The sequence below is a fragment of the Zobellia laminariae genome, assembly GCF_030553095.1.
Lineage (GTDB): Bacteria > Bacteroidota > Bacteroidia > Flavobacteriales > Flavobacteriaceae > Zobellia > Zobellia laminariae.
Genome location: NZ_CP130738.1, coordinates 3,166,893 through 3,189,279 on the forward strand (window position 1 = coordinate 3,166,893; position 22,387 = coordinate 3,189,279).

The 22,387-nt window shown below is 37.3% G+C and carries 16 protein-coding genes, 2 tRNA genes and 5 pseudogenes; 10 read left to right on the plus strand and 13 right to left on the minus strand.

All coding sequences use genetic code 11. The features are described from left to right. The first annotated feature begins 6 nt into the window (after positions 1-6). Entirely contained in the window at positions 7-648 is a 642-nt protein-coding gene (locus Q5W13_RS15135) for an SCO family protein (protein ID WP_304443570.1), read from the plus strand. Continuing rightward, positions 645-1,175 carry a dihydrofolate reductase family protein gene (locus Q5W13_RS15140; RefSeq protein WP_304443571.1) on the plus strand — a complete coding sequence of 177 codons (531 nt, stop codon included), beginning with the start codon at positions 645-647 and terminating at the stop codon, positions 1,173-1,175. Before Q5W13_RS15135 ends, Q5W13_RS15140 begins: the two co-directional genes overlap by 4 nt. A 62-nt stretch (positions 1,176-1,237) precedes the next feature. On the opposite strand, the gene Q5W13_RS15145 is transcribed toward Q5W13_RS15140, so the two are convergent. Together Q5W13_RS15145 and Q5W13_RS15150 are read right to left on the minus strand one after the other, a co-directional pair. Continuing rightward, positions 1,238-1,312 (minus strand) — tRNA-Lys (locus Q5W13_RS15145). 99 nt (positions 1,313-1,411) lie between these two features. Then, positions 1,412-1,487 (minus strand) — tRNA-Lys (locus Q5W13_RS15150). Positions 1,488-1,581: 94 nt separating this feature from the next. On the opposite strand from Q5W13_RS15150, the gene Q5W13_RS15155 reads away from it, so the two are divergent. Beyond that, positions 1,582-2,142 carry a shikimate kinase gene (locus tag Q5W13_RS15155; RefSeq protein WP_368662268.1) on the plus strand — a complete coding sequence of 187 codons (561 nt, stop codon included), beginning with the start codon at positions 1,582-1,584 and terminating at the stop codon, positions 2,140-2,142. On the opposite strand, the gene Q5W13_RS15160 is transcribed toward Q5W13_RS15155, so the two are convergent. Together Q5W13_RS15160 and Q5W13_RS15165 are read right to left on the minus strand one after the other, a co-directional pair. Then, entirely contained in the window at positions 2,134-2,631 is a 498-nt protein-coding gene (locus Q5W13_RS15160) for a phosphoribosyltransferase family protein (protein WP_304443572.1), read from the minus strand. The two genes, Q5W13_RS15155 and Q5W13_RS15160, sit on opposite strands and share 9 nt — an antisense overlap. A gap of 53 nt (positions 2,632-2,684) precedes the next feature. After that, positions 2,685-3,086, minus strand: coding sequence for an RNA-binding S4 domain-containing protein (locus tag Q5W13_RS15165; protein ID WP_304443573.1), 402 nt, complete (start codon positions 3,084-3,086; stop codon positions 2,685-2,687). 77 nt (positions 3,087-3,163) lie between these two features. Here Q5W13_RS15165 and Q5W13_RS15170 point away from each other — a divergent pair, with 77 nt between their 5' ends. Then, positions 3,164-4,078, plus strand: a complete 915-nt coding sequence (locus tag Q5W13_RS15170) for an FKBP-type peptidyl-prolyl cis-trans isomerase (RefSeq protein ID WP_304443574.1) — start codon at positions 3,164-3,166, stop codon at positions 4,076-4,078. Between the two features lie 80 nt (positions 4,079-4,158). On the opposite strand, the pseudogene Q5W13_RS15175 reads toward Q5W13_RS15170, so the two are convergent. From Q5W13_RS15175 to Q5W13_RS15185, 3 genes and pseudogenes are all read right to left on the minus strand, one after another. Beyond that, a pseudogene (locus Q5W13_RS15175) lies at positions 4,159-4,753 on the minus strand (porin family protein). 48 nt (positions 4,754-4,801) lie between these two features. Beyond that, a complete protein-coding gene (locus Q5W13_RS15180) occupies positions 4,802-5,755 on the minus strand; it encodes a transketolase family protein (RefSeq protein ID WP_214613305.1) in 954 nt (317 codons plus the stop codon). A 63-nt stretch (positions 5,756-5,818) separates the two neighbouring features. Further along, positions 5,819-6,664, minus strand: a complete 846-nt coding sequence (locus Q5W13_RS15185) for a transketolase (protein WP_304443575.1) — start codon at positions 6,662-6,664, stop codon at positions 5,819-5,821. Between the two features lie 287 nt (positions 6,665-6,951). Here Q5W13_RS15185 and tgt point away from each other — a divergent pair. The 6 genes and pseudogenes from tgt (at position 6,952) to Q5W13_RS15215 (ending at position 14,160) form a co-directional block, all read left to right on the plus strand. After that, positions 6,952-8,084, plus strand: a pseudogene (gene tgt / locus Q5W13_RS15190) (tRNA guanosine(34) transglycosylase Tgt). After that, a complete protein-coding gene (locus tag Q5W13_RS15195; protein ID WP_162524412.1) occupies positions 8,084-9,166 on the plus strand; it encodes an LptF/LptG family permease in 1,083 nt (360 codons plus the stop codon). Before tgt ends, Q5W13_RS15195 begins: the two are co-directional and overlap by 1 nt. Positions 9,167-9,191: 25 nt before the next feature. Next, positions 9,192-10,085: a DMT family transporter gene (locus Q5W13_RS15200; protein WP_155594260.1), complete on the plus strand. Its 894-nt coding sequence runs from the start codon at positions 9,192-9,194 to the stop codon at positions 10,083-10,085. Positions 10,086-10,130: 45 nt separating this feature from the next. Beyond that, positions 10,131-11,082, plus strand: a pseudogene (locus Q5W13_RS15205) (acetyl-CoA carboxylase carboxyltransferase subunit alpha). A gap of 155 nt (positions 11,083-11,237) precedes the next feature. Beyond that, positions 11,238-12,784: pseudogene (dnaB, locus tag Q5W13_RS15210) on the plus strand (replicative DNA helicase). A 113-nt stretch (positions 12,785-12,897) separates the two neighbouring features. Continuing rightward, on the plus strand, positions 12,898-14,160 hold the full coding sequence (locus Q5W13_RS15215; RefSeq protein ID WP_155595507.1) for an asparagine synthetase B: 1,263 nt from the start codon (positions 12,898-12,900) through the stop codon (positions 14,158-14,160). Between the two features lie 22 nt (positions 14,161-14,182). Here Q5W13_RS15215 and Q5W13_RS15220 read toward each other — a convergent pair whose 3' ends face one another. From Q5W13_RS15220 to Q5W13_RS15245, 6 genes and pseudogenes are all read right to left on the minus strand, one after another. Further along, on the minus strand, positions 14,183-16,378 hold the full coding sequence (locus tag Q5W13_RS15220; RefSeq protein ID WP_304443576.1) for a PepSY domain-containing protein: 2,196 nt from the start codon (positions 16,376-16,378) through the stop codon (positions 14,183-14,185). A 5-nt stretch (positions 16,379-16,383) separates the two neighbouring features. Next, the gene (locus tag Q5W13_RS15225) at positions 16,384-16,881 is read right to left on the minus strand and encodes a DUF2271 domain-containing protein (RefSeq protein WP_304443577.1); all 498 of its coding nucleotides are present in this window, start codon (positions 16,879-16,881) and stop codon (positions 16,384-16,386) included. Positions 16,882-16,887: 6 nt separating this feature from the next. Continuing rightward, positions 16,888-17,868, minus strand: coding sequence for an ankyrin repeat domain-containing protein (locus tag Q5W13_RS15230; protein WP_304443578.1), 981 nt, complete (start codon positions 17,866-17,868; stop codon positions 16,888-16,890). Further along, on the minus strand, positions 17,868-18,392 hold the full coding sequence (locus tag Q5W13_RS15235; RefSeq protein ID WP_304443579.1) for an ankyrin repeat domain-containing protein: 525 nt from the start codon (positions 18,390-18,392) through the stop codon (positions 17,868-17,870). Before Q5W13_RS15235 ends, Q5W13_RS15230 begins: the two co-directional genes overlap by 1 nt. 88 nt (positions 18,393-18,480) lie before the next feature. After that, positions 18,481-19,839 carry a DUF4374 domain-containing protein gene (locus Q5W13_RS15240; RefSeq protein ID WP_304443580.1) on the minus strand — a complete coding sequence of 453 codons (1,359 nt, stop codon included), beginning with the start codon at positions 19,837-19,839 and terminating at the stop codon, positions 18,481-18,483. Between the two features lie 20 nt (positions 19,840-19,859). Next, positions 19,860-22,334 (minus strand): annotated as a pseudogene (locus Q5W13_RS15245) (TonB-dependent receptor). Positions 22,335-22,387: the final 53 nt, after the last annotated feature.

Genomic DNA, 22,387 nt, shown 5'->3' on the forward strand with positions numbered 1-22,387 from the left:
AAGGTTATGAAGATAAAAATAGGCATAGGAATATTGGTGGTTGCATTTTCTGTACTTATTTTTTTGGTAAATAAGAGGTCGGAATTACCGATTTTGAATCCATCTGATTTTAATCCAGAATTGGTTGATGCTAGTTTACAGAATCAAGCAAAAGCTCATACTGTTGCGGATTTTGAACTGCTCAATCAAAATGGAGAAACTATTACCCAAGCAAATTATGAGAACAAAGTCTATGTGGCCGATTTCTTCTTTACACGTTGCCCTAGTATCTGCCCCGTTATGTCAAATAATATAGAAAAACTGCAAAACACTTTTATCGATAATTCTATAGTAATGTTTTTGTCTTTATCCGTTACTCCCGAATTGGATAGCATTCCCATTTTAAAAGAATATGCGCAAAAACATGGAGCAATTGATGGTAAATGGAATATTACCACGGGAGAGAAAAAACATATTTACAACCTTGCACGTAAAAGTTATTTTGCTGTGGTGAATGAGGGGGATGGTGGACTTCAAGATTTTATCCACACAGCAAATTTTATTTTAGTAGATACTAAAAAACAAATACGTGGTGTCTATGATGGGACTATCGATAAAGAAATAGAACGATTGATCAACGACATTAAAATACTAATGCAGAAATCATGAATAAGATAATTTATTATGTAGCAAGTTCTTTAGATGGATTTATCTCAGGAATAAATGGCGATGTCAGTAAATTCATTCCGCATGCAGAAGCAGTAGAAAAATACCAATCAGATTTGCTTAACTTCAAAACGACCATTATGGGGCGCAAAACTTATGAGTTTGGCTATCGATTCGGGCTTGAACCTGGGCAACCAGCATATGCTCATATGGAACATCATATCTTTTCAAAAACACTGCAAATTGAGGCACTTTCAGATCAGGTGCATATTGAGCGGGTATCAATTGCGCGAATAAGAGAAATAGTAGCCATTTCGGAAACGGATGTTTACCTCTGCGGTGGGGGACAATTTGCAGGATGGCTTCTGGATAACGGCTTAATCGACCAATTGAAACTTAAATTAAATCCGATAGTGCTTGGCGAAGGGATCCGTTTGTTTGGAAACTCTAAAACTTCATTAGCCGTAAAGCTGATTGAAAAAGAATCATTTGACGGCGGGCTTCAATTCTTGACTTACGATTTGAAATAAAAAATAAAAAACCTCGTAAATCATAGATTTACGAGGTTTTTTGTCTCGGGTTATGTCCGATGTGGTGACCTGGCTGGGGCTCGAACCAGGACCCTCTCCTTAAAAGGGAGATGCTCTACCAACTGAGCTACCAGGTCATAATGTCAAAAACTAATACGCGTTCAATTTAAATAAAAATCAGCTCACGTAAATAAATAAAAAAGCCTCTTTTTTTGTTGAAGAGGCTATTATTTATTTGGTGACCTTACTGGGGCTCGAACCCAGGACCCTCTCCTTAAAAGGGAGATGCTCTACCAACTGAGCTACCAGGTCAATAACAAATCAGGAATGTTTCCCTCAATGCGGGTGCAAATATAAGTCGATTACTTTATTTTCCAAGCCCTTTTTAATATAAATTTATTTTTTTTTGAAAACACCTGAAAATAAGCCACTTTTACATCAAAATAAAATTGTGAAAATAGTATTGTTGGGTTATATGGGGAGTGGTAAGAGCACAATTGGTAGATTGTTGGCCCATAAAAAAGACCTAGAATTTATAGATCTCGATAATTATATAGAGGAGGCAGAAAGCATGTCTGTTTCTGATATCTTTAAAAATAAAGGCGAGCTTTATTTTAGAAAGAAGGAATATGAATATCTTAACGAGGTACTTGCACAAAAAGACGATTTTGTATTATCTACTGGTGGCGGTACGCCATGTTACGGGAATAACATACAAGCAATTCTAGAGAATACGGAAAATGCTTTCTATCTAAAAGTTTCCATACCTGAATTAACTAAACGTCTTTTAAAAGAGAAGGATGAACGCCCCTTGGTAATGAACATAGCCGAAGAAGAGTTACCCGAGTTTATAGGGAAACATCTTTTTGAACGAAGCTATTATTACAATCAAGCAAAAAAGGTCATTAGTTGTGATGCCAAAGACCCGCAAGAAATTGTAGCTGAAATGGAAGAGTCACTAGTCTAAATAGACCATATCATTTTTAGCTTGAAACTGTACGTGAACATGCTCTTGTAATGAAGTGGATAGGGAAATACCTTTATAATCTGCTTTTACAGGATACTTTTTGTGATTCCTATTTACTAGAACCGCAGTCTTAAGTTGTTTGAGCGGTGTTTTTAAGAAATGGTGAACGCCATAGATTAGCGTAGTGCCAGAGTTAAGAACATCATCAACTAAAACAATAGATTTATTTATGTATTCTGATTCTGGAATAGAGGTCTGTACGCCGCTTTTTAAAGGATTTGTTTTGTCCATTAAAACTTTGCAAAGTGTAATCTCGGCATCGGTTACTTTCTTAAGAACACGTTGTAATTTTTTAGCAAAATTTAGTCCCCCGCCATCAATGCCAGCTATGATAATTTCCTTTTCTTCAACATTAGCCTCGTATATCTGGTAGGCAATGCGTTCTATTTTATGTTGAATTTGCTGGTGCGTAAGTATTTTATTTTCCATAAAGGGGTATTTTCATTTCAAAGATAGCCAACCAAGTATAAATTTGCTCTTTTTTATTCTATACTCTTTAAATCATCTGGAGTTGAATCTGGATCATCTAAATAGTCTTCAATATCACGACGGTCCTTCTTAGTGGGTCTTCCGGTTCCTTGCTTTCGGTAATGTTCTTTAGCTTGTTTTAGAAGCTCATTATGTTCAAAAGCTTCCTTTGGAGTGGTATCCGTACGGTAAATATCAACTAATTTGGCACCCACCCTGCTTTTTGGGATGTCCAAAACAGTAAGTTGAAGGTTGATCTGCTCCTTCCTTACTATAATTTTATCCATAGGGTACACTTCTCGTGATGGTTTGGCCACTTGTTCATTAATTCTTACCTGACCTTTTTTGCAGGCCGTAGAAGCAATGTTTCGGGTCTTAAAATAACGGGTACTCCACAAGTACTTATCAATTCGCATAACTATTAAAAATCTTTGTTAAGGCTCTCTACAAAAATAAGGGAAAATTGTATCTTGCCGGCTGTAAAAATGAATTGATGAAATTGAATCGAATAGTTGCCTTATCGGCGTTAGTAGTTGTATTAGGGTCTTGTAATAATGATGATGGGGGTGTTACCGTTGAGCCACCTCGCCCTTTAAGCGAGGTGTTGGTGGAAGATGAAACGGAGATTCAAGAATATCTTAAAACGCATTATTACAATTATGCCGAGTTTGAAAACCCCGCTGAGGATTTTGATTTTAAAATTGAAATAAAGGAAATACCTGATGGGAATACAGAGCTTGTACCTTTAAAGGATCAGGTGGAGTCAAAATCAGTAAAGGTTTCTACTAATACCGATGATGGAGAGAAAGATGTGTCTCACACTTATTATTATTTGATAGCGAGTGAGGGTGCTGGAGAATCACCAACTGCTTCCGATTCAACTTTTGTAAAGTATAAAGGAATGTTGTTGGACGGTAGTGAGTTTGACAGGAGTGATAGTTATATTTGGCAGTATCTTCCAAATACAATAAGGGGTTACGGAGAAGGGTTAACTCATTTAAAATCCGGTGGAGATATTGTAGTAGAGGAAAATGGTACCTATACTATAAATGACCCGGGTGTAGGACTGGTTATTTTTCCATCTGGTTTGGGTTATTTTAATACTGCAAGGACGGGTATTTCTGCTTATTCACCTTTGGTTTTTGCGTTGGAATTGGGAGTTTTTGTTAAGAACACAGATTATGACAATGACGGTATTCCATCAATCTTAGAGGATTTGAACAATGACGGAAACTTGAACAACGATGATACTGATGGGGATGGATTAGTCGATCATCTAGATAATGATGACGATAATGATGGGGTTTTAACTATTGATGAAATAGAAATTGATGGAGAAGGTAATGTTACATTTCCTGATTCTGATGGGGATAATATACCGGACTACCAAGATCCCGATACAAACTAAGAAGTAGAATTATTTCCTACCCATAAATAAAAAGAAAGCCCGAAACATATGTTTCGGGCTTTCTTTTTAATATATATTTCTTATAAAGTCAAAGACAAACTAACGATTAACTGATCTGGGCGAGCATCTACACGGCTAGGTCCCAAGTTGGTAATGTTTGTGTTGATAAAGGTAGCCGTTGTTGCTGTTAAAGCCTCTTTCGTACCTAATATCAATTCCTAACTTCCCTAAATCTACACCTGCACCTATATTGGCTCCTACACTAAAATCATTCTCAATGTCATCTATGGAGATACCGTCAAACTCGGTATCAAGAATATATTGAAAAGATGGTCCCGCAAATACATGCAATGGACCTATAATCTTTATGCCAACAAGCAAAGGCATATCCAGCTTGCTAATGTCAAAATCATCACCGCTATAATCAGACTTAGTTTTGGTATACACCAATTCAGGTCTAAAGTAAATACGGTTTAAGCCAATCTTTCCGAAAAGGCCTACGTGGTAGCCCATTTTTCGGTCAGGGTCTTTAGCGGCATCGCCTATGGATTCAAAATAGTCACCGTTAGCGCTGTAGTTAAGACCGGCCTTAACACCAATTTTAACCAAATCTTTCTGCGAAAATGCAGCAATGCTTACTAAAGCAAAAACTGCTGTAAGGAGTGTTTTTCTCATATGTTCTCGTTTTTTAATACCACAACAGTATCAAAAACGATACCATTGTTATTTCCTTTTCAATACCTTTAAAACGGCCTTCTCAATAGCTTTATTGTTTAGTCCGTATTTCTCCATAAGTTGCTCTGGAGTTCCGCTTTCACCAAAAGTATCTTGCGTTGCAACAAACTCTTGTGGTACAGGATTATGAACAGTAAGGGTTCTAGCAACACTCTCGCCAAGACCTCCTAAGAAATTATGCTCTTCCGCAGATACAACACAACCTGTTTTTTTAACAGATTTTAATAAAGCTTCCTCATCAAAAGGTTTGATGGTGTGAAAGTTGATTACCTCTGCAGAGATACCTTGTTCCTCTAATCTTTCGGCAGCTATTAAAGCTTCCCAAACCAAATGTCCTGTAGCAATTATGGTAACATCTGTACCTTCACTAAGCATAAGGGCTTTGCCAATTTCAAATTTTTGATCAACAGGTGTAAAGTTAGCTACTTTTGGTCTCCCAAAACGTAAGTAAACAGGGCCTTCATGTTCTGCTATTGCTAATGTAGCAGCTTTCGTCTGGTTAAAATCACAAGGGTTTATAACAGTCATGCCCGGAAGCATTTTCATCATACCTATGTCTTCTAAAATCTGGTGTGTAGCACCATCTTCACCAAGGGTTACACCTGCGTGAGATGCACATATTTTAACGTTTTTACCAGAGTACGCAATAGATTGGCGAATCTGGTCGTAAACTCTACCTGTGGCAAAGTTGGCAAATGTACTAGCAAAAGGAATTTTACCTCCAATAGTAAGACCGGCAGCAATACCCATCATGTTGGCCTCGGCAATACCTATTTGAAAGAATCTCTCTGGGTTCTCATCAATAAAAGGTTGGATTTTTAATGATCCAATTAAATCAGCACAGAGGGCTACGACATTAGGATTGGTTCTTCCCAACTCTGTCATGGCTTCTCCGTAGCCACTTCGAGTATCATTTTTTCCTTGATCTATATATTTTGTCATTTTGTTTCGTTTTTGTCGTTTCCGTCAAGCGGAAATCTAAAATTTTGAGATAGTTGCGGAATTTTAATAATCACCTAAAGTTTCAGGATTTTGTCCTAAAGCATTCTCCAGTTGCTCATCACTAGGCGCTTTACCGTGCCATGCGTGTGTATGCATCATAAAATCTACACCGTTACCCATCATTGTATCTAAAATGATACATACAGGTTTTCCTTTACCTGTTCTGCTTTTGGCTTCTTTAAGTGCGTTCACTATTGCTTCAAGATTATTTCCTTCTGCAACTTCTAAAACATCCCATCCAAAAACTTCGAATTTTTCTTTTAGGTTTCCTAACGGAAGTATTTCTTCTGTAGGACCATCAATTTGTTGCCCGTTTCTGTCAATAGTAGAAATTAGGTTGTCTACCTTATTACCGGCAGCATACATAATAGCTTCCCAGTTTTGGCCTTCTTGAAGTTCGCCATCGCCGTGAAGACTGTATACTAATTTGTCATCACCGTTCAATTTTTTTCCTAATGCAGCACCTATTGCAACAGACATACCTTGGCCCAATGAACCAGAAGCTACACGAATACCAGGTAGCCCTTCATGTGTAGTTGGGTGTCCTTGTAGACGAGAATTCAATAAACGGAATGTGTTTAATTCTTCTACAGGGAAATAGCCTTTTCTTGCCAAAACACTGTAAAAAACAGGTGATATGTGACCGTTTGAAAGAAAGAAAAGGTCTTCGTCCTTACCATCCATATCAAAACCTTCTTTAAGGTCCATTGCTTCATTATAAAGCGCGACCAAAAATTCAGTACAACCCAAAGAACCTCCTGGGTGACCTGAATTTACTTTATGTACCATACGTAGAATGTCCCTTCGGGTCTGTACTACGATATCTTGTAGTTCGTCTAATTTTGCCATTTGTAAATGTTCGTTTTTAGTAGTTTTCAAATGTAATCGCAATCTTTTGGGAATACAAATCGCACCTTGTTTATTTTTGCCCACAAATAAAAAAGAGTGATAAAAGCAACAGATTGCAATGTTTTGAGCATTAGTGGTTTATTTATTCAAAATAATGGCAAAGTTACTGGTACTCACTACCAAAGAGTATTTTGGCAAGTTGATCCAAAAACGAGCGATAAACTTTATTTTTTCGTTAAGGCTTTTATGCTATGCAGTTGTTTATCTTTGCGCCCATAAATAATATTTTGAAATTTAACTTACACCACACAGACCCTAAAAGTAAAGCCCGTGCAGGAACTATGGTTACCGATCATGGAGCTATAGAAACCCCTATATTCATGCCTGTTGGAACCGTTGGTTCCGTAAAAAGTGTGCATCAGCGCGAATTAAAAGAGGATATAAACCCCGATATTATTTTGGGGAATACCTATCACCTTTTTCTTAGGCCTAAAACAGAAATTATAAAGAAGGCAGGTGGCCTTCACAAATTTATGGGATGGGATAGAAATATTCTAACAGATAGTGGAGGGTACCAAGTATACTCTCTTTCTGGAAACCGTAAAATAAAAGAAGAGGGGGTAAAATTTAAATCGCACATAGACGGTTCTATGCACCTTTTTACGCCTGAAAATGTAATGGAAATTCAGCGTGTTATTGGTGCTGATATCATTATGGCTTTTGACGAATGTACACCTTATCCTTGCGATTATCGTTATGCGGAGCGGTCTATGCATATGACCCATAGATGGTTGGAACGTTGTATTACGCACTTATGGAAAAGACTCCTTTTGAATATGATTATTCACAAACGTTTTTTCCCATTGTACAAGGTTCTACCTATACTGACCTAAGAAAACGTTCAGCGGAATATATTGCAGGAGTAGGAGCTGAAGGTAACGCCATTGGGGGTCTATCTGTTGGTGAACCTGCGGATGAAATGTACGCAATGACCGAAGTGGTTTGCGAAATTTTACCGGAAGACAAGCCAAGATACTTAATGGGAGTAGGTACTCCAATTAACATTCTAGAGAACATAGCCTTGGGAATTGATATGTTTGATTGTGTGATGCCTACGCGAAACGCCAGAAATGGAATGTTATTTACCGCTCATGGTACCATCAACATAAAAAATAAAAAGTGGGAAGATGATTTTTCTCCCGTAGACGAAATGGGTATTACGTTTGTAGACCTTGAATATTCAAAGGCGTACTTGCGTCATTTGTTTATTGCTAAAGAATATTTGGGAAAGCAGATTGCTACGATTCATAACCTAGGATTTTATCTTTGGTTGACTCGTGAAGCTCGAAAGCATATTTTAGCGGGAGATTTCACAGAGTGGAAAGACCGTATGGTGAAGCAAATGGATAAACGATTGTAGTGTTAACGATACTGGATAAATACATATTAAAGAGATATCTAATCACTTTTTCAGTGATGATATTGCTATTTATCCCCATAGGTATCATGGCACATTTGGCCGAACAGATTGGGAAAATGCAGGCTAATGAGGCCCCATTGGATGAAATTCTTATCTATTTTGGAAACTTTACTATTTACATAGGTAGTCTACTGTTTCCTATTTTTCTCTTTCTATCCGTTATTTTCTTTACTTCTAAACTGGCCAGTAATACAGAGATTGTTGCTATTTTAAGTTCAGGTGTTTCTTATTCTAGGTTTTTAAGGCCTTATATTATTGGGGCATCTATCATTGCCACTCTTATGTTTTTCATGGGTATGTTTATTGTTCCCAATGCTAGTAAGGGCTTTAATGAGTTTAAGTATAAGTATCTTAAAAAAGGAAAACAAGACCGGGTAACCAACAATATTTTTACGCAATTAAATGCGAATGATTTCATCTACGTGAGTAGTTTTGACCCTGCACGACAAATTGGTTACAATTTTACTTTTGAAAGGTTCAATGATAAAAATGAACTTGATTTTAAGATTTCGGCAGCCAATATTAGGTATGTGGAGAAGGATAGTATGTACCGCCTAACTACCTATAAAAAGCGACAATTAATAAATGATACGGCCATGGTAGAAACCAAGCGTCGTCTGGATACGGTTTTTTCTTTTCAAATAGGAGATCTTACTCCGGTGTCTTATGCTGCGGAAACCAAAAATATCTTTGAGCTTAACCGCTTTATTAAAGACCAAAGATTAAAAGGAGCCTCTAATATAAATGCCTATGTGTTGGTAAAATACAAGCGTTGGGCATTACCTATAACAGCTTTTATTTTGACTATAATAGCAGTAGCCGTTTCGTCTGTAAAAAGACGTGGAGGAATGGGGATTAACCTTGCTTTTGGAATTATAGTGGCCTTTGTCTTTGTTTTCTTTGATAAGGTTTTTGGTACACTTGCGGAGCAATCTGGTTTTTCACCTCTCATGGCAGTGCTTATTCCTAATACGATTTTTGGTATACTTGCTGTAGTTTTATTACAGAAAGCAAAACGATAACGCTAAGGCGTCTAAAAAGGCTTTTATGGGGGCACAGTTAAAAAACTACCTACACTTACATTTAATAGTTTTCATTTGGGGCTTCACGGCGGTTTTAGGTAAATTAATAACCTTAGACGCAATGCCTCTGGTCTGGTATCGTATGCTTATTGCAGCTGTACTCATATTCTTCTATTTATTTGCTAAGAGATACTCTCTAAAAGTTTCTCGTAAAATGTTACTGGCCCTAATAGGTGCGGGTATTGTAATTGCACTCCATTGGGTCACCTTTTTTTTGGCGATCAAAGTTTCTAATGTGTCCATTGCCTTGGCCACCATGTCTACTGGGGCATTTTTTACGGCAATTATAGAACCCTTTTGGTACAAACGGAAAATGATTTGGTATGAAATTCTGTTTGGAATTATAGTTATGTTAGGGCTTTATTTGATTTTTAAAGTGGACACGCAGTACCTGTATGGTATTGTTTTAGCCCTTATTTCAGCATTTCTTTCGGCACTTTTCTCATTAATAAATGGTAAACTCATTCAGAAAGAAAGGCCATCCGTAATCTCGTTCTACGAGTTATTGAGCGGTGTAGTCCTATTAACAATTTTTCTAGCTTTTCAGGGGAGCTTTAACGCAGAGTTTTTTCAATTGTCATCAGATGATATATTTTATCTTTTTATATTAGCATCCATCTGTACGGCTTATGCTTTTATTGCATCGGTAAAAATATTAAAGTATATAAGTCCTTATACAGTAATGCTCACCATTAATCTAGAGCCTGTTTACGGCATAATTTTAGCGTATTTTATTTTGGGTGATTCAGAGAAAATGAATCCTTTATTTTACGTGGGTGGCGGCATCATCCTAATGACGGTTCTTGCCAACGGATTAATGAAAAATAAGAGAAGGTTTAAAAAACCCTTCAAGAGATAAGCTTAAAGTTCTATATTTGCCCATCAAACTAAACCTATTACACTAATGGAATATCTCGATTTTGAACTCCCGATAAAAGAGCTTGAAGACCAGCTGGATAAATGCATGATTATTGGAGAAGAAAGCGATGTAGATGTATCGGAGACCTGTAAACAGATTGAAAAGAAATTAGCCGATACCAGAAAAGACATCTACAAAAATCTTACTGCTTGGCAACGGGTACAGTTATCTAGACATCCTAATAGACCATATACTTTAGATTATATCAATGCTATATGTGGCGATACCTTTCTAGAACTTCACGGAGATAGAAATGTGAAGGATGACAAAGCCATGATTGGTGGTCTTGGTAAAATTGGTGACCAGAGTTATATGTTCATCGGACAACAAAAAGGGTACAATACAAAAACAAGGCAATACCGTAATTTTGGTATGGCCAACCCTGAAGGTTATCGGAAAGCATTGCGCTTAATGAAATCTGCGGAGAAGTTTAATATTCCTGTAGTATGTTTCATTGACACTCCTGGTGGTGCTGCTGGTATTGAGGCAGAAGAAAGAGGCCAAGGAGAGGCAATTGCTCGTAATATTTTAGAAATGACTCGCCTTAAAGTGCCAATAATTGTTGTAATTATAGGAGAAGGAGCTTCTGGTGGAGCCTTAGGTATAGGTAGGTGATAAGGTATTGATGTTAGAGAATACATGGTATTCCGTAATATCACCAGAATCTTGTTCTTCAATTCTTTGGAGAAGCTGGGAATACAAAGAAGTAGCTGCAGAAGCATTAAAACTGACTGCTACGGATATGAAAAAATTAAAACTAATCGATGAAATCGTGCGTGAACCAGCAGGTGGAGCGCATGCAAATCGGGAAAAGACCTTTGAGGTGGTAAAAAATAAAATTACTACTCAATTTGAAGCTTTAGAAAAGTTATCCCCAAAGGAATTAGTTAAAATAAGAATGGATAAATACGCCCAAATGGGTGTTTTTAACGGTTAACGGACGCTTTTAACAAGCTGACCAAAATCTGAGGAAGACTTTCCTCAGATTTTTTTTGTTATCAACATAAAATCGTAACTTATTAACAGGGTAATGTTCATTACCTGTTAACTATACTTCGCTTTATTTTTTAGTTAATTGCATAATTTCGTGAAATGGAAAAAATTAATCCGGTCGTTGCCCGAAAAATAGATAAATCTACCCTAATCAATTTAGAGCGTGGTAAAATACCGCCGCAATCTGTTGATTTAGAGGAGGTTGTTCTTGGTGCAATGATGATAGATAAGAAAGGTGTGGATGAAGTGATAGATATCCTACACCCGGATGTTTTCTATAAGGATGCCCACCGCCACATCTACGAGGCTATTTTTAAACTGTTCGAAAGTTCAGAGCCGGTAGATTTATTAACGGTTTCTTCTCAATTAAAGAGAGACGGACGGTTAGATACTATTGGAGGTGATTTTTACCTTATTAAATTGACTCAAAAAGTAGCTTCTTCGGCGCATATTGAGTTTCACGCACGTATTATACTTCAGAAGTATATTCAAAGAAGCTTAATTAAAATCTCAAATGAGATTATTGAAGAGGCTTATGATGAATCTACAGACGTTTTTGACCTTTTGGATAGTGCTGAGTCTAAACTTTACGATGTTACACAAGGTAACTTAAAACGGTCCGCGGAAACAGCCATGGATCTTGTGATTCAGGCTAAGAAAAAGATTGAAGAAATTTCCAACAAAGAGGGGATGAGCGGTATTGCTACCGGCTTTGATAAACTAGATAAGCTAACTTCTGGATGGCAGCCTAGTGATTTAATTATTGTAGCAGCACGTCCTGGTATGGGTAAAACGGCCTTAACTTTATCTATGGCAAGGAATATTGCCGTAGATGGTGGTCAAGGTGTAGCATTCTTTTCTTGTGAGATGTCTTCCGTGCAGTTAATAACCCGTCTAATTTCTTCTGAAACCGGTCTATCATCTGAAAAGCTGAGAACTGGTAAATTAGAAAAACACGAGTGGGAGCAATTAAACGTAAAAGTAAAAGCGTTAGAAAAGGCACCTTTGTTTATTGATGATACCCCGTCGTTATCCATTTTTGATTTACGTGCAAAGGCTAGACGTTTAGCTTCACAACATAATATTAAGATTATAATTATTGACTACTTACAGTTAATGACCGCCGGTGGTACTAGTAAAGGGGGAACCGTGAACAGGAGATTTCTACTATTTCGCGAAACCTAAAGGCACTGGCAAAAGAATTGAATATACCGGTAATTGCTTTATCCCAGTTATCTCGTGCGGTAGAGACGCGTGGAGGAAGTAAAAGACCATTGCTTTCAGATTTACGTGAATCTGGTGCAATTGAGCAGGATGCGGATATTGTATCGTTTATTTTCCGTCCTGAATATTATAAAATTGATGAATGGGATGATGAAGAACGAAGCCCAACACAGGGTCAGGCAGAGTTTATTGTAGCAAAACACCGTAATGGTGGTCTTGAGAACATTCGTCTGAAGTTTATCGGTAACCTTGGTAAGTTTGATAACTTGGATGATTTTGATTCTCCATTTGAGTTTCAGTCTAAAATGAACGAGAACGAGGATAATCCGTTTATTACGAAAAATCTACCGGATGCTAACCAAGCTTTTGGTAGCTCTATGAATGATTTGAATGCAGATGAGGATAATGATGTGCCATTTTAATGGAAGGGTATATCAAAAAAATCAGGTAGTTTTCTAATAGCTTTAACTTTGGCCGCCATAAATAGCGCACTTTTTCAAGTATCTTTAGAGAAAATCAAAGAGCTATACATATGATGAAATCCCTTTTATCAACTCTTTTCATCTTTATTGGTGTTTTGCAAGTTTGCGCATCTTCCATTTTAATTCCTATGGATGTGGACGGGCAGAAGGATCATCTGAAAGCTTACGGAATTACCTATTGGGTTTTAAGCAAACAACAAAAAGTACAGTGGCTTCTAAATTATAGAGGCGGTTCTTTTTTACTTCCTGATGGAGATGTCATTCGTAAAGAATGTCAGATACGCGGCGTTTCCTTCGAAATTTTATCCGATAGTCAAACTCAAAGTATTTTAACGGACATCAGTAGTCCTTCTAAAAATCAAGATGCAGTAATTCTTGAAAAAGCACCTAAAATTGCCGTTTATTCTCCAAAAGGAAATCAACCTTGGGATGATGCCGTAACTATGGTTTTGACTTATGCGGAGATTCCTTATGTAACCATTTATGATGAAGAAGTTCTAGGAGATAAACTAGCGCTTTATGATTGGTTGCATTTGCATCACGAAGATTTCACGGGCCAATATGGTAAATTTTATGGAGCTTATAGAGCAGCACCGTGGTACATTGAACAAAAACAATCTGCTGAAGCATTGGCAAGTGAGCATGGATTTTCAAAAGTATCGGAAGAGAAAGGAGCGGTAGCTCAAAAAATACGAAAATATGTTATTGGTGGTGGTTTTATGTTCGCCATGTGTTCTGCTACAGATAGTTTTGATATAGCACTTTCCGCTGAGGGGGTTGATATTTGCGAACCAATGTTTGATAATGACCCTTCTGATGCAAACTACCAGAGTAAGTTAAACTATAGCAAGACTTTTGCATTCACTGATTTCACCTTGGAAAGAAATCCGCTTAAATATGAATTCTCTTCAATTGATATGACCAGTAAGCGCGGTAACGTACCCAAAGAGTCCGACTATTTTTCGTTAATGGATTTTTCAGCTAAATGGGATGCTGTACCTACTATGCTTTGTCAAAATCATACTGCATTGGTAAAGGGTTTCATGGGGCAAACCACTGCTTTTAATAGAGATGAAGTAAAGCCAACGGTAATGGTTTTAGGAGAAAATAAACTGAATGGTGAAGCGCGATATATTCACGGAGTTAAAGGCAAAGGTTTTTTTACTTTCTATGGAGGGCACGACCCAGAAGATTACCAGCATAGAGTAGGGGACCCAAAAACGGAACTGGAGCTGCATCCCAATTCTCCTGGATATCGTTTAATATTAAATAATGTGCTATTTCCTGCCGCCAGAAAGAAGAAGCAGAAGACGTAAATAGAGTTTTAATGTCATTGGTTTAATAACAATCCATCTTTATCTGTCTTCGGTTTTGATAGTAGCTTAAGTCTTTATCAAGGTATTTGCTACTGAGCAGCTGTAGTTCTTCTAAAACTTCTTTTTGCATAGCAATGGATCCGCAAATCATAATACACCCCTTCTTTTTTAGAACTTCTAAAAACAGTTCTTTATCTCTTTGAATTAAGTGCTGCACGTATATTTTTTCAGATTGTTGGCGAGAGTAGGCGGTTTTAAAATTGGTCAATTTACCTTCTTGTAGTGCCGTTTCAATGTAATCTTTATAAAGGTTGAACGCATCTTTTGTTCGTGCACCCCAATACAAGTGAATTTCTTTTCTTTTTATATTCTCCTGTATCATTCCCAAAAAAGGACCAATACCTGTTCCAGTAGCTATAAATACCATTTTCTTAGAGTACTTCGGAAAGTGGAAATTTCGGTTGTTTACTACCGTGGCAGTAAGTTTTTCGTTGTGTTCCAGTTGATGTAAATAGTTGGAACATAATCCTTTTTCGTGTCTTCGGATGCTGATTAAAAGTGTATCCGTATTCACTTTTCCTATGGAATATAAGCGTTCACGCTCTCCTTTGGCTGGTACGACCGATAGTAAATCGCCTGAAACGGGTTTTGACCCATTCAGGTTTTTAAGACTCAAAAGGAAGGTGTCGTCTTCAGGTAGTTCCGCTTTATGAATGACTTTAAAAGTGGAGGCAGGTTTTGAAGTGGTAACCAATTTTGGCTTTTCCAGATGAATAGGTAACCCCATTTTTTCGGACCAGACCGAACACCAATTGTTGAAGGACTCAAAAGATTGGTCGTTAACCGTAAAGACTTCTTGTAGAGCAGTACTGTTATTTTCCTCTTTTAAAGCTTCATGGGTTTCATAAGCAAACTGACAAAAATTGGGATAGGCGGTAGATCCAAAGCCCACTACGCTAAAATCAAAAGCCTGTTTTTGGGGATTCTTTTTGACCAATTGTATAAACTTTTCGGCAGATGCCGGTGCTTCTCCTTGTCCGTATGTAGCCGTAATGACCACTAAATGCTCCATTTTATTGAAATGGGCGTATTGGTTCATTAATGTTAGATGACTTTTTTTGCCCAATAGTAAAAGCTGTTTGTGTAACTCTTGAGCAAATTGAAGCGTAGTACCACCTTCGGTACCTACCAAAATCACATAGTCACTTTCATTTTTAGAATGCTCATTTTTAATCTTGGTTTTAGGTCTTTTAAAATATACGATAAAGCCGGTAACGGTTAGAAAGGGAATTGCTAAACTTCCCAAACCGAGTACGATTGACCATAAAATACTTCCTTCACCGGTGTGCAATACCGTAGCCCAAGAAGAGATAACCTGTACTGTAGGATATTTTTCTTCGGCAAGGACATCTCCGGTAATTTGGTTGAGATATAGTTCTCTATCCTTTAAACGGATGATGTAGTAATCCTCAACAAATTCAGAAAAAGGGTATTCAAGCTCACGTAGTTCGGAAAGTGGTGTATTTTTAAATAAATCGAATTCCGTGTATTCTTTAAAAGGTTCTTCCTGAATGGAATCAAAATCTACTTGTAGTGATACTTGAGAATCCGGAATAATATCAAAACGAAGTAAAGAAAGGTATACGCCTGTAATTGCTAATACTAACAGTGGGATTAAAGAAAATCTAGCGTATACAACATGATTGTATTGGGAAAAATTTTCACGGACAACGGGTGCAAAGAACTGTTTGTATCCGCCTTGCCTCTTAGCAATAAGTACAATACCCGAAATGCTAATGAGAATTAGTAAAAATGAGGCGAATCCTATTAGAAAACGCCCCGTGGATTTTAGAAAAAGAGATCGGTGGAGGTTGGTGGCAAATTGAAAAAGGGGCTTTTTTTGAATAGGGCTCCCCAATTTATCACCGGTAAAGGGATTAATATAAAATTCTTCATTTTTTCCATCTACGATAACCGTGGCACTCACAAAACCATTCCGGTCCCGTGTTACTGCCAGTACTTCTTCATATTTCGTATTGATATGCTCTAGAGTTTCCGCCAAGGAAAGTTCATCGGCCCCGGAAATGCTGTAGGGTTCAATTTTGTTGGAAATTGGTTCTACTGCTAGAATAACACCGGTAATCGATGCAATCAAAAGAAAAACAGAAGAGGCAATGGCAAATAGTAAATGGCTATACCTCCATACCGATACAATCATAAAAACTATCTGTTAGGTACCATTCTTATATAACGGATGTAACCTTTACCGTCTACTTTCTCTTTTATGGTAGCCGAATTCAGTTCAATTTCCGCATCTACTGTATAATATTCTTGATTTTCCACCGCAGATTCAAAACGAACTTTATAGCCCGCATCTAGATGTGAAGCGTTAAAACCCAAAGAAATGATATTTCTTTCGCCGTTACCAATGGTAGCACCTGAAATGGCATCAACGTTTTCTTTAGTGCCATCGCTAAATTTCCACCATTCCTTTAAATCAGGAAACCATTCTTTATCATCTCCTTGAACGTAAAGTGTTTTTTCATATTTCCCTTCAGGATTGATTAATGAAACCACTACATAAGCTTTTTCGCCAGTGTAGTTAGTCATTTGAATCATACATTTATAGCTTACTTCGGGTTCTTTTATAAAAGAAGATAATACGAAAATGGTAGAAGCTAAACACAGCGCTCCAACGGTCTTTACTATTATATTTTTCATAGAATACTAGTTTAAAAATTCAAGATTAACCTTATTTTGAGCCAATAGCTCATTCTCACTGGCCAAATCGTGTGCGGTTTCACCAAACTCGGTAGTAGATTTAAGATCCGCTCCGTTAGTGATTAAATACTTTAATATTTCGGCATTTTCAGTTTTCATGGCGGCGTAATGCAATGGAGTGTTTCCATCTTTGTCCTTACCGTTGATGTCGGCACCAAACGCACTTACTTTTTTCAGCAAGTCTAAATTGTTTTTGGATACCGCTAAATGCCAAACACTGCTGTTATCAGCTTGTAATTGTTTAAAATCAAAACCTGCGTTTTGCAATGCGGTAACCTTGGTATCAAAATCACGTGGTTTACCTCGGCTACCAAAAAGGTAAGAAGCTAAATTGTTGCCTTTGTTATCTTTTATATTTACATCAGTTCCTTTGGATATAAGGTAAGTCACTACATCGGCACCATTGTTTTGAAGCGCTATTGCCAATGCAGTTTGCCCTTTTTTATCAGCATGGTCAATATCATCAGATTTTTCGGCAAAGTATTTTACAGCCTTAAGTTCATTTCTTCCAGCTGCATTCAAAAGAGACGTATTGCCTTCTTCATCTATTGCATTTGAATCAACCCCTTTTGCTTTAAAATATTCAAAAATTGAAATATCTTTAGACGATTTAGCTAAATTATGCAAAGGATTTTCTCCCTTCTTTGTAGTTACATTAGCATTTATACCTAGTCCTTCCAAATACTTGAAAAGTTCAGCTGAGGCATCTCTTCCTTTACTTGCAAAGAAAATAGCATTTTCTCCAGTAGATTCATTCTTTGAAGTTGAAACACCGCGTTCTACCAATTCCTTAAGAATAGCAATGTTTCCACCTTGTGCAGCGTAGTGAAATGCCCCGTTTCCGTGGTCATCTACACTATTAAGAGGTAAACCTTTCTCAATAAAATAATCTACAATTTTCAAGTCTTTAGCTCTTCCAATAGCCACTAATAAGGCATTTTTGCCATGGTGGTCTTTCTCTTTTTTAAATCGGAACCACCGGTGATAAATGCATCATAGATGGCAAAATCTTGCTGACCCGTTGCAGCGGTAAAAGATATAGGTCCGTACCCATGGGAATCAACAAGGTCTAATTTGGCACCTTTGTCTATCAAATACTTTACAAGATCCAGGTCACCACTAGATGCGGCCCAAAAAACATAGGTACGTGAATCGTGTGTTCGTTTATTTATATCGTTGCCCTGCGCCATTAAAAACTCAATGGTGCTGATAGGATTTTTACTGAAAATGGCAAAAGTAGTGGCGTCAAATCCACCTCTGTTGGCTTGGGTAACCGAATGACCATCTTTCATTGTAGCTTGAATGCTACTAATACTTGGTTGTTTTTCCCAGTAGTCCTTATTTAAAAAAGGATTTGGATCTTTTGGTGCATTTCGCTGGGCGATCGCACTTAAAGAAACAAGTGCAAAGCTGAGAACTAAGATAAAAGTTCTAGTGATATTTTTTTTCATGTTCTTATAAATTGAGATTCTTAATTGCTAAAACCATTACCGGGCCATAAGCCCGATAATGGCATGTATAAGCTAATATTTTAAAGGTTTACCAAGCACCGATAAAGTGACTTCCCGCTACGTTTACTAATTCCGCACCTTTGGTAACTTCTCCTGTTTCGGTATCCACCACATAAATATTTCCGTTTTGACCTACGGCACCTTGGGTAAGGTAAATATCTGTTCCATCAACTACAAAGCCTTGGTATTGGAATAGATAGAAATCAGGATCATAAGGAATAGCATCAATTTTTTGTGCTGTTTTGGCGGTCAAGTCTGCTAAAGCGAAAAATCCTTGCGCTCCCGCTACCCCTTCGGCGGATCCATCGTGACGATAAGCGATAACCGCTTTGCCATTTGCGGCAGGTCTCCAAGCAAGGATATAAGCACCTTCTACACCTAAAGCATCATTTAAATTAAATTCGTAAGAATCATCATATGTATTATCAGCTCCAATTCTTAAAATATGAGAACCTTCAGGATCACTTTGGTTCGCTTGATAAACGCTTCCTTCATAAAGGAAAGCATTAATACTTCGATATCCATTTGTATTTCCATGTCCTACAGTAGAAGTAATTACTGAAGGATTAAGTAGAGAAGGGTAGTCTAAAACAATGGTTTTAGAACCTAAAATTTCATAATCACTATCGCTTTCAGCAGTATCGGGGTTCACTTTACTTAAACGTGCACCTATATATAATTTATCGCCAGCCGCATTTAATGTAGGCATATCAATTCTTGAAATGTAATAGCCATTAGCTTCCTCTTCAGCGCTTAACGGAATACTATGCTCTTGGAATTCTTTTATAGAAGAGTTCACTAGGTCTAAAGTTACTACGCCAATAGTAGCTTCTGTACGAGTGTATTTGTCGTTTTCATCAAACTCATTTTCTGTTGATACATATACTGCAGCACCCGTTTGGTCGCCATCAAATAGTTTTATCCATCGTGGAGCTGTACCTACATAAGGAGCAATACTCACTTCTGATCCTATTGGGGTAAAAGTGTGCCCACCTTCCACGGTATATTTGGTATAGTTTCCGCCAGTATCTCCTGCGTAGCTGATATTAAAAATAGTATTTCCATCTTCAGAAGACTGTAATCTAGCTGTTCTATTAGAAGGAGCTATAAATCCATTTTCAAATGGCTCTATAGATACAGAAGGGTCTTTGGCATCATCACTGGTTACAGAATAAATTAAAGTTCCTCCATTACCATCACCAGGATTATCTCCCATTTTAGCTCCAGCAACAGTAATCCATCTTGGTTCCTCTGGTTCTGCAATATCCGGTTCTTCAGTGTCTGGTTCTGGTGTAGGTACTGTATCGTCACTGCTACAAGCGGTCATGAGACCAGCTGTTAAAATGATGGTAGCAAAGGTTTTTAAGTTTAGAAAAGTTCGTTTCATTTTCGGTAGTATTTAAAAGTTTAAAATTTATGTATTGCGTAATTCAGTTTTAAGTAAAAGGCTCTTATGGCTTTTGTACAGAAAGATTATCGTAAACGGGTTCATCAAAAATATTTTTGATGTCAAAGCTCATCACAAATCTTTTGTTTGGGAAAGTGTAGCTAAGTCCAAAGTCTTGTGCTATTTGCTGGGGTACTTCAAAAAACTCATTTCCAACGGTGTTAGTTCCTTGTGCTGTTAAAAATGAAAATTCATCAGTGAAATAGACATTATAGAATAGATGTAATTGCGATTCTTTTTGAACCACATTCTTAAAGGAGTAGCGTAAGCCACCGTTCATAGTAAAGAATGGGGTATTGGGTACGTCTATCTCTATTCCTTGATTGACGATTTTTAAATCGAAACGAGAAACATTAAAATTCAGCCCAAAGTTGTTGTTATAAGAGTAATTTAATTGCGCGTCTATTCCTTTAGATGTACCACTACCTTGGTTTACATATACAATGAGTTCATCATCTACATTTAGAGATGTTTCAATAGGCAGACCAATTCTATCTTTAATATTCCGAGTGAAGACATTGGTTGATACGGTAAAATCGTGCTTTTTGATTTTGAAACTTCCAAACCTAAAGCCTAAGTTATAGTTATTACTACTTTCAGGATTAATGCTAGAGTTGGCTACTACGTTATCTCCGTCATTACCAAACACCTCAGTCTCATTTGGTAACCTGATAGCTTTTTCGGCTGAAGTTAGAAGTGTAATATTTGGGATAATAGCATAAGAAGCAGCAAATCCGTAACCGTCATAATTCTTATTGCTGCTTACAATTTCGTCTATAACAATATCGTTTCCATCAACATCTGTTTCTATAGCAGGGTCAATGCTAGTTGTTTTTTGTTGATAATGCTTGCAAAATAAACTAGCTTTTAGCTTTTTTTCAAAAGCTGTTAATTCATAGGTTAAGGAGTATATGTTTTTATCCAAATCTCTTGTTCCCAGAAATGTATTTTCCAATACCGATCTTAAAGCATCACTGTCTTCTCGGTCAATACCACTATACACATGATTAGCTGACACCTTGTGGTTGTCATTAATAGCATAAGAAATTCCGGTTCTGATCGATGCTACATTTCTTTTGATTTTGGCTAGGGTAGGGCCGCCTTCTTGTTGTGAACCCCAAGTATATTGATATTCATTCCCCCTAAAATCAACAGCGCGTTCCCCGGTCCAACTATAGGCCCATGAAACAGTATCGTTAACAGCGCGGTTTCTTTTGCCGTACAAACCATGAACACTAACATCAAGTCCCTTTGTGAAGAGGTCTTTCTTATGATAATTTAAACTACCTAACAGAGCATCGGACTCTAAGAATCTACCTTTGTAAGGAGTAATGGTCATAAAAGCACCATGCTGTACCTCTTTATAATCATCTGAACCGGTAAGGCCAATGAAAAATTGGTCTGCCCACTTTACATCGGTATAACCTATTTGAGCCATTCCGCCTGTAGACCTATAGGCATCATTAAACCTTCTAGCAGTAATTGGTGTCTGTACACCTCCCAAACCCGTAACCACTACACTTCTGCCCGATACTTTATAATCATTATCTGAATAGTTATGAAAAAGGGAAGCTTTAACTGTAAATCCTGATTTTTTAAAGCGATAAAGCCCGTTTACGCTAGTTTGTAAAGTATTGAACGACCCATATGAGACGGAAGCATTGAAATTGGTCTTGGCATCATTATGTAACACTATGTTGATGGCTCCACCTAAAGCATCGTCTGCCAGATGTCCTGGAACAACCCCTTTGTAAACTTCAATATTCTTGATCATTGAAGGAGGGATGCTGTTTAAGTTAAATGAATTACCATAGGTAGAAATAGGAATTCCGTCTATGAAAATACGGACTGAGTTTCCTGATAATCCGTTTAAACTATAAGTAACGTCAGAGCCTAAACCTCCATTTTGACGTATTTTAACTCCAACAGTAGTGTTTAATAATTCGTTTGTTTGAATATTTCTCAGACTGGCCTCCTCTGTCTTTATAGCATTTACGGCAAAGCCTTTGGTTTCTATCTGAGTTTCTTTGGTTTTACCTTGTACTGTTACTTCATCTAAATTCTCAATTGTTTCTTTTAAGAGAAAATCTACCTTAAGGTTGGTGTCCGAATCATTAATTTCAATAACCTTAGTACGCGTACCATAGCCGATAAACGAAACCAAAATCTCATGTTTTCCTAGAGGTACCTTATCTATAAAGTATTTTCCATTGTTATCAGTAAGAACACCACGATTCAGGCTTGTGATTAACACATTTGCAAATGGCAAAGGGTTTTCTGAAGCATCGTTTATGGCTCCGGATATTGTACCATAAGCTTCTTGGCCTTGAGCAGATATGCAAACTATAAGCAGGAAAGAGGTGAGTAAATTTTTCATCGGTTTAAAAAAAGCGGTTATCTTTATTAAGATTTAGTCTAAATAAATACCTTTGCAAAACTAATCTAGGATTTCAGCTAAGGATAACGCAAAGAGAAGTTTTAGTTACGA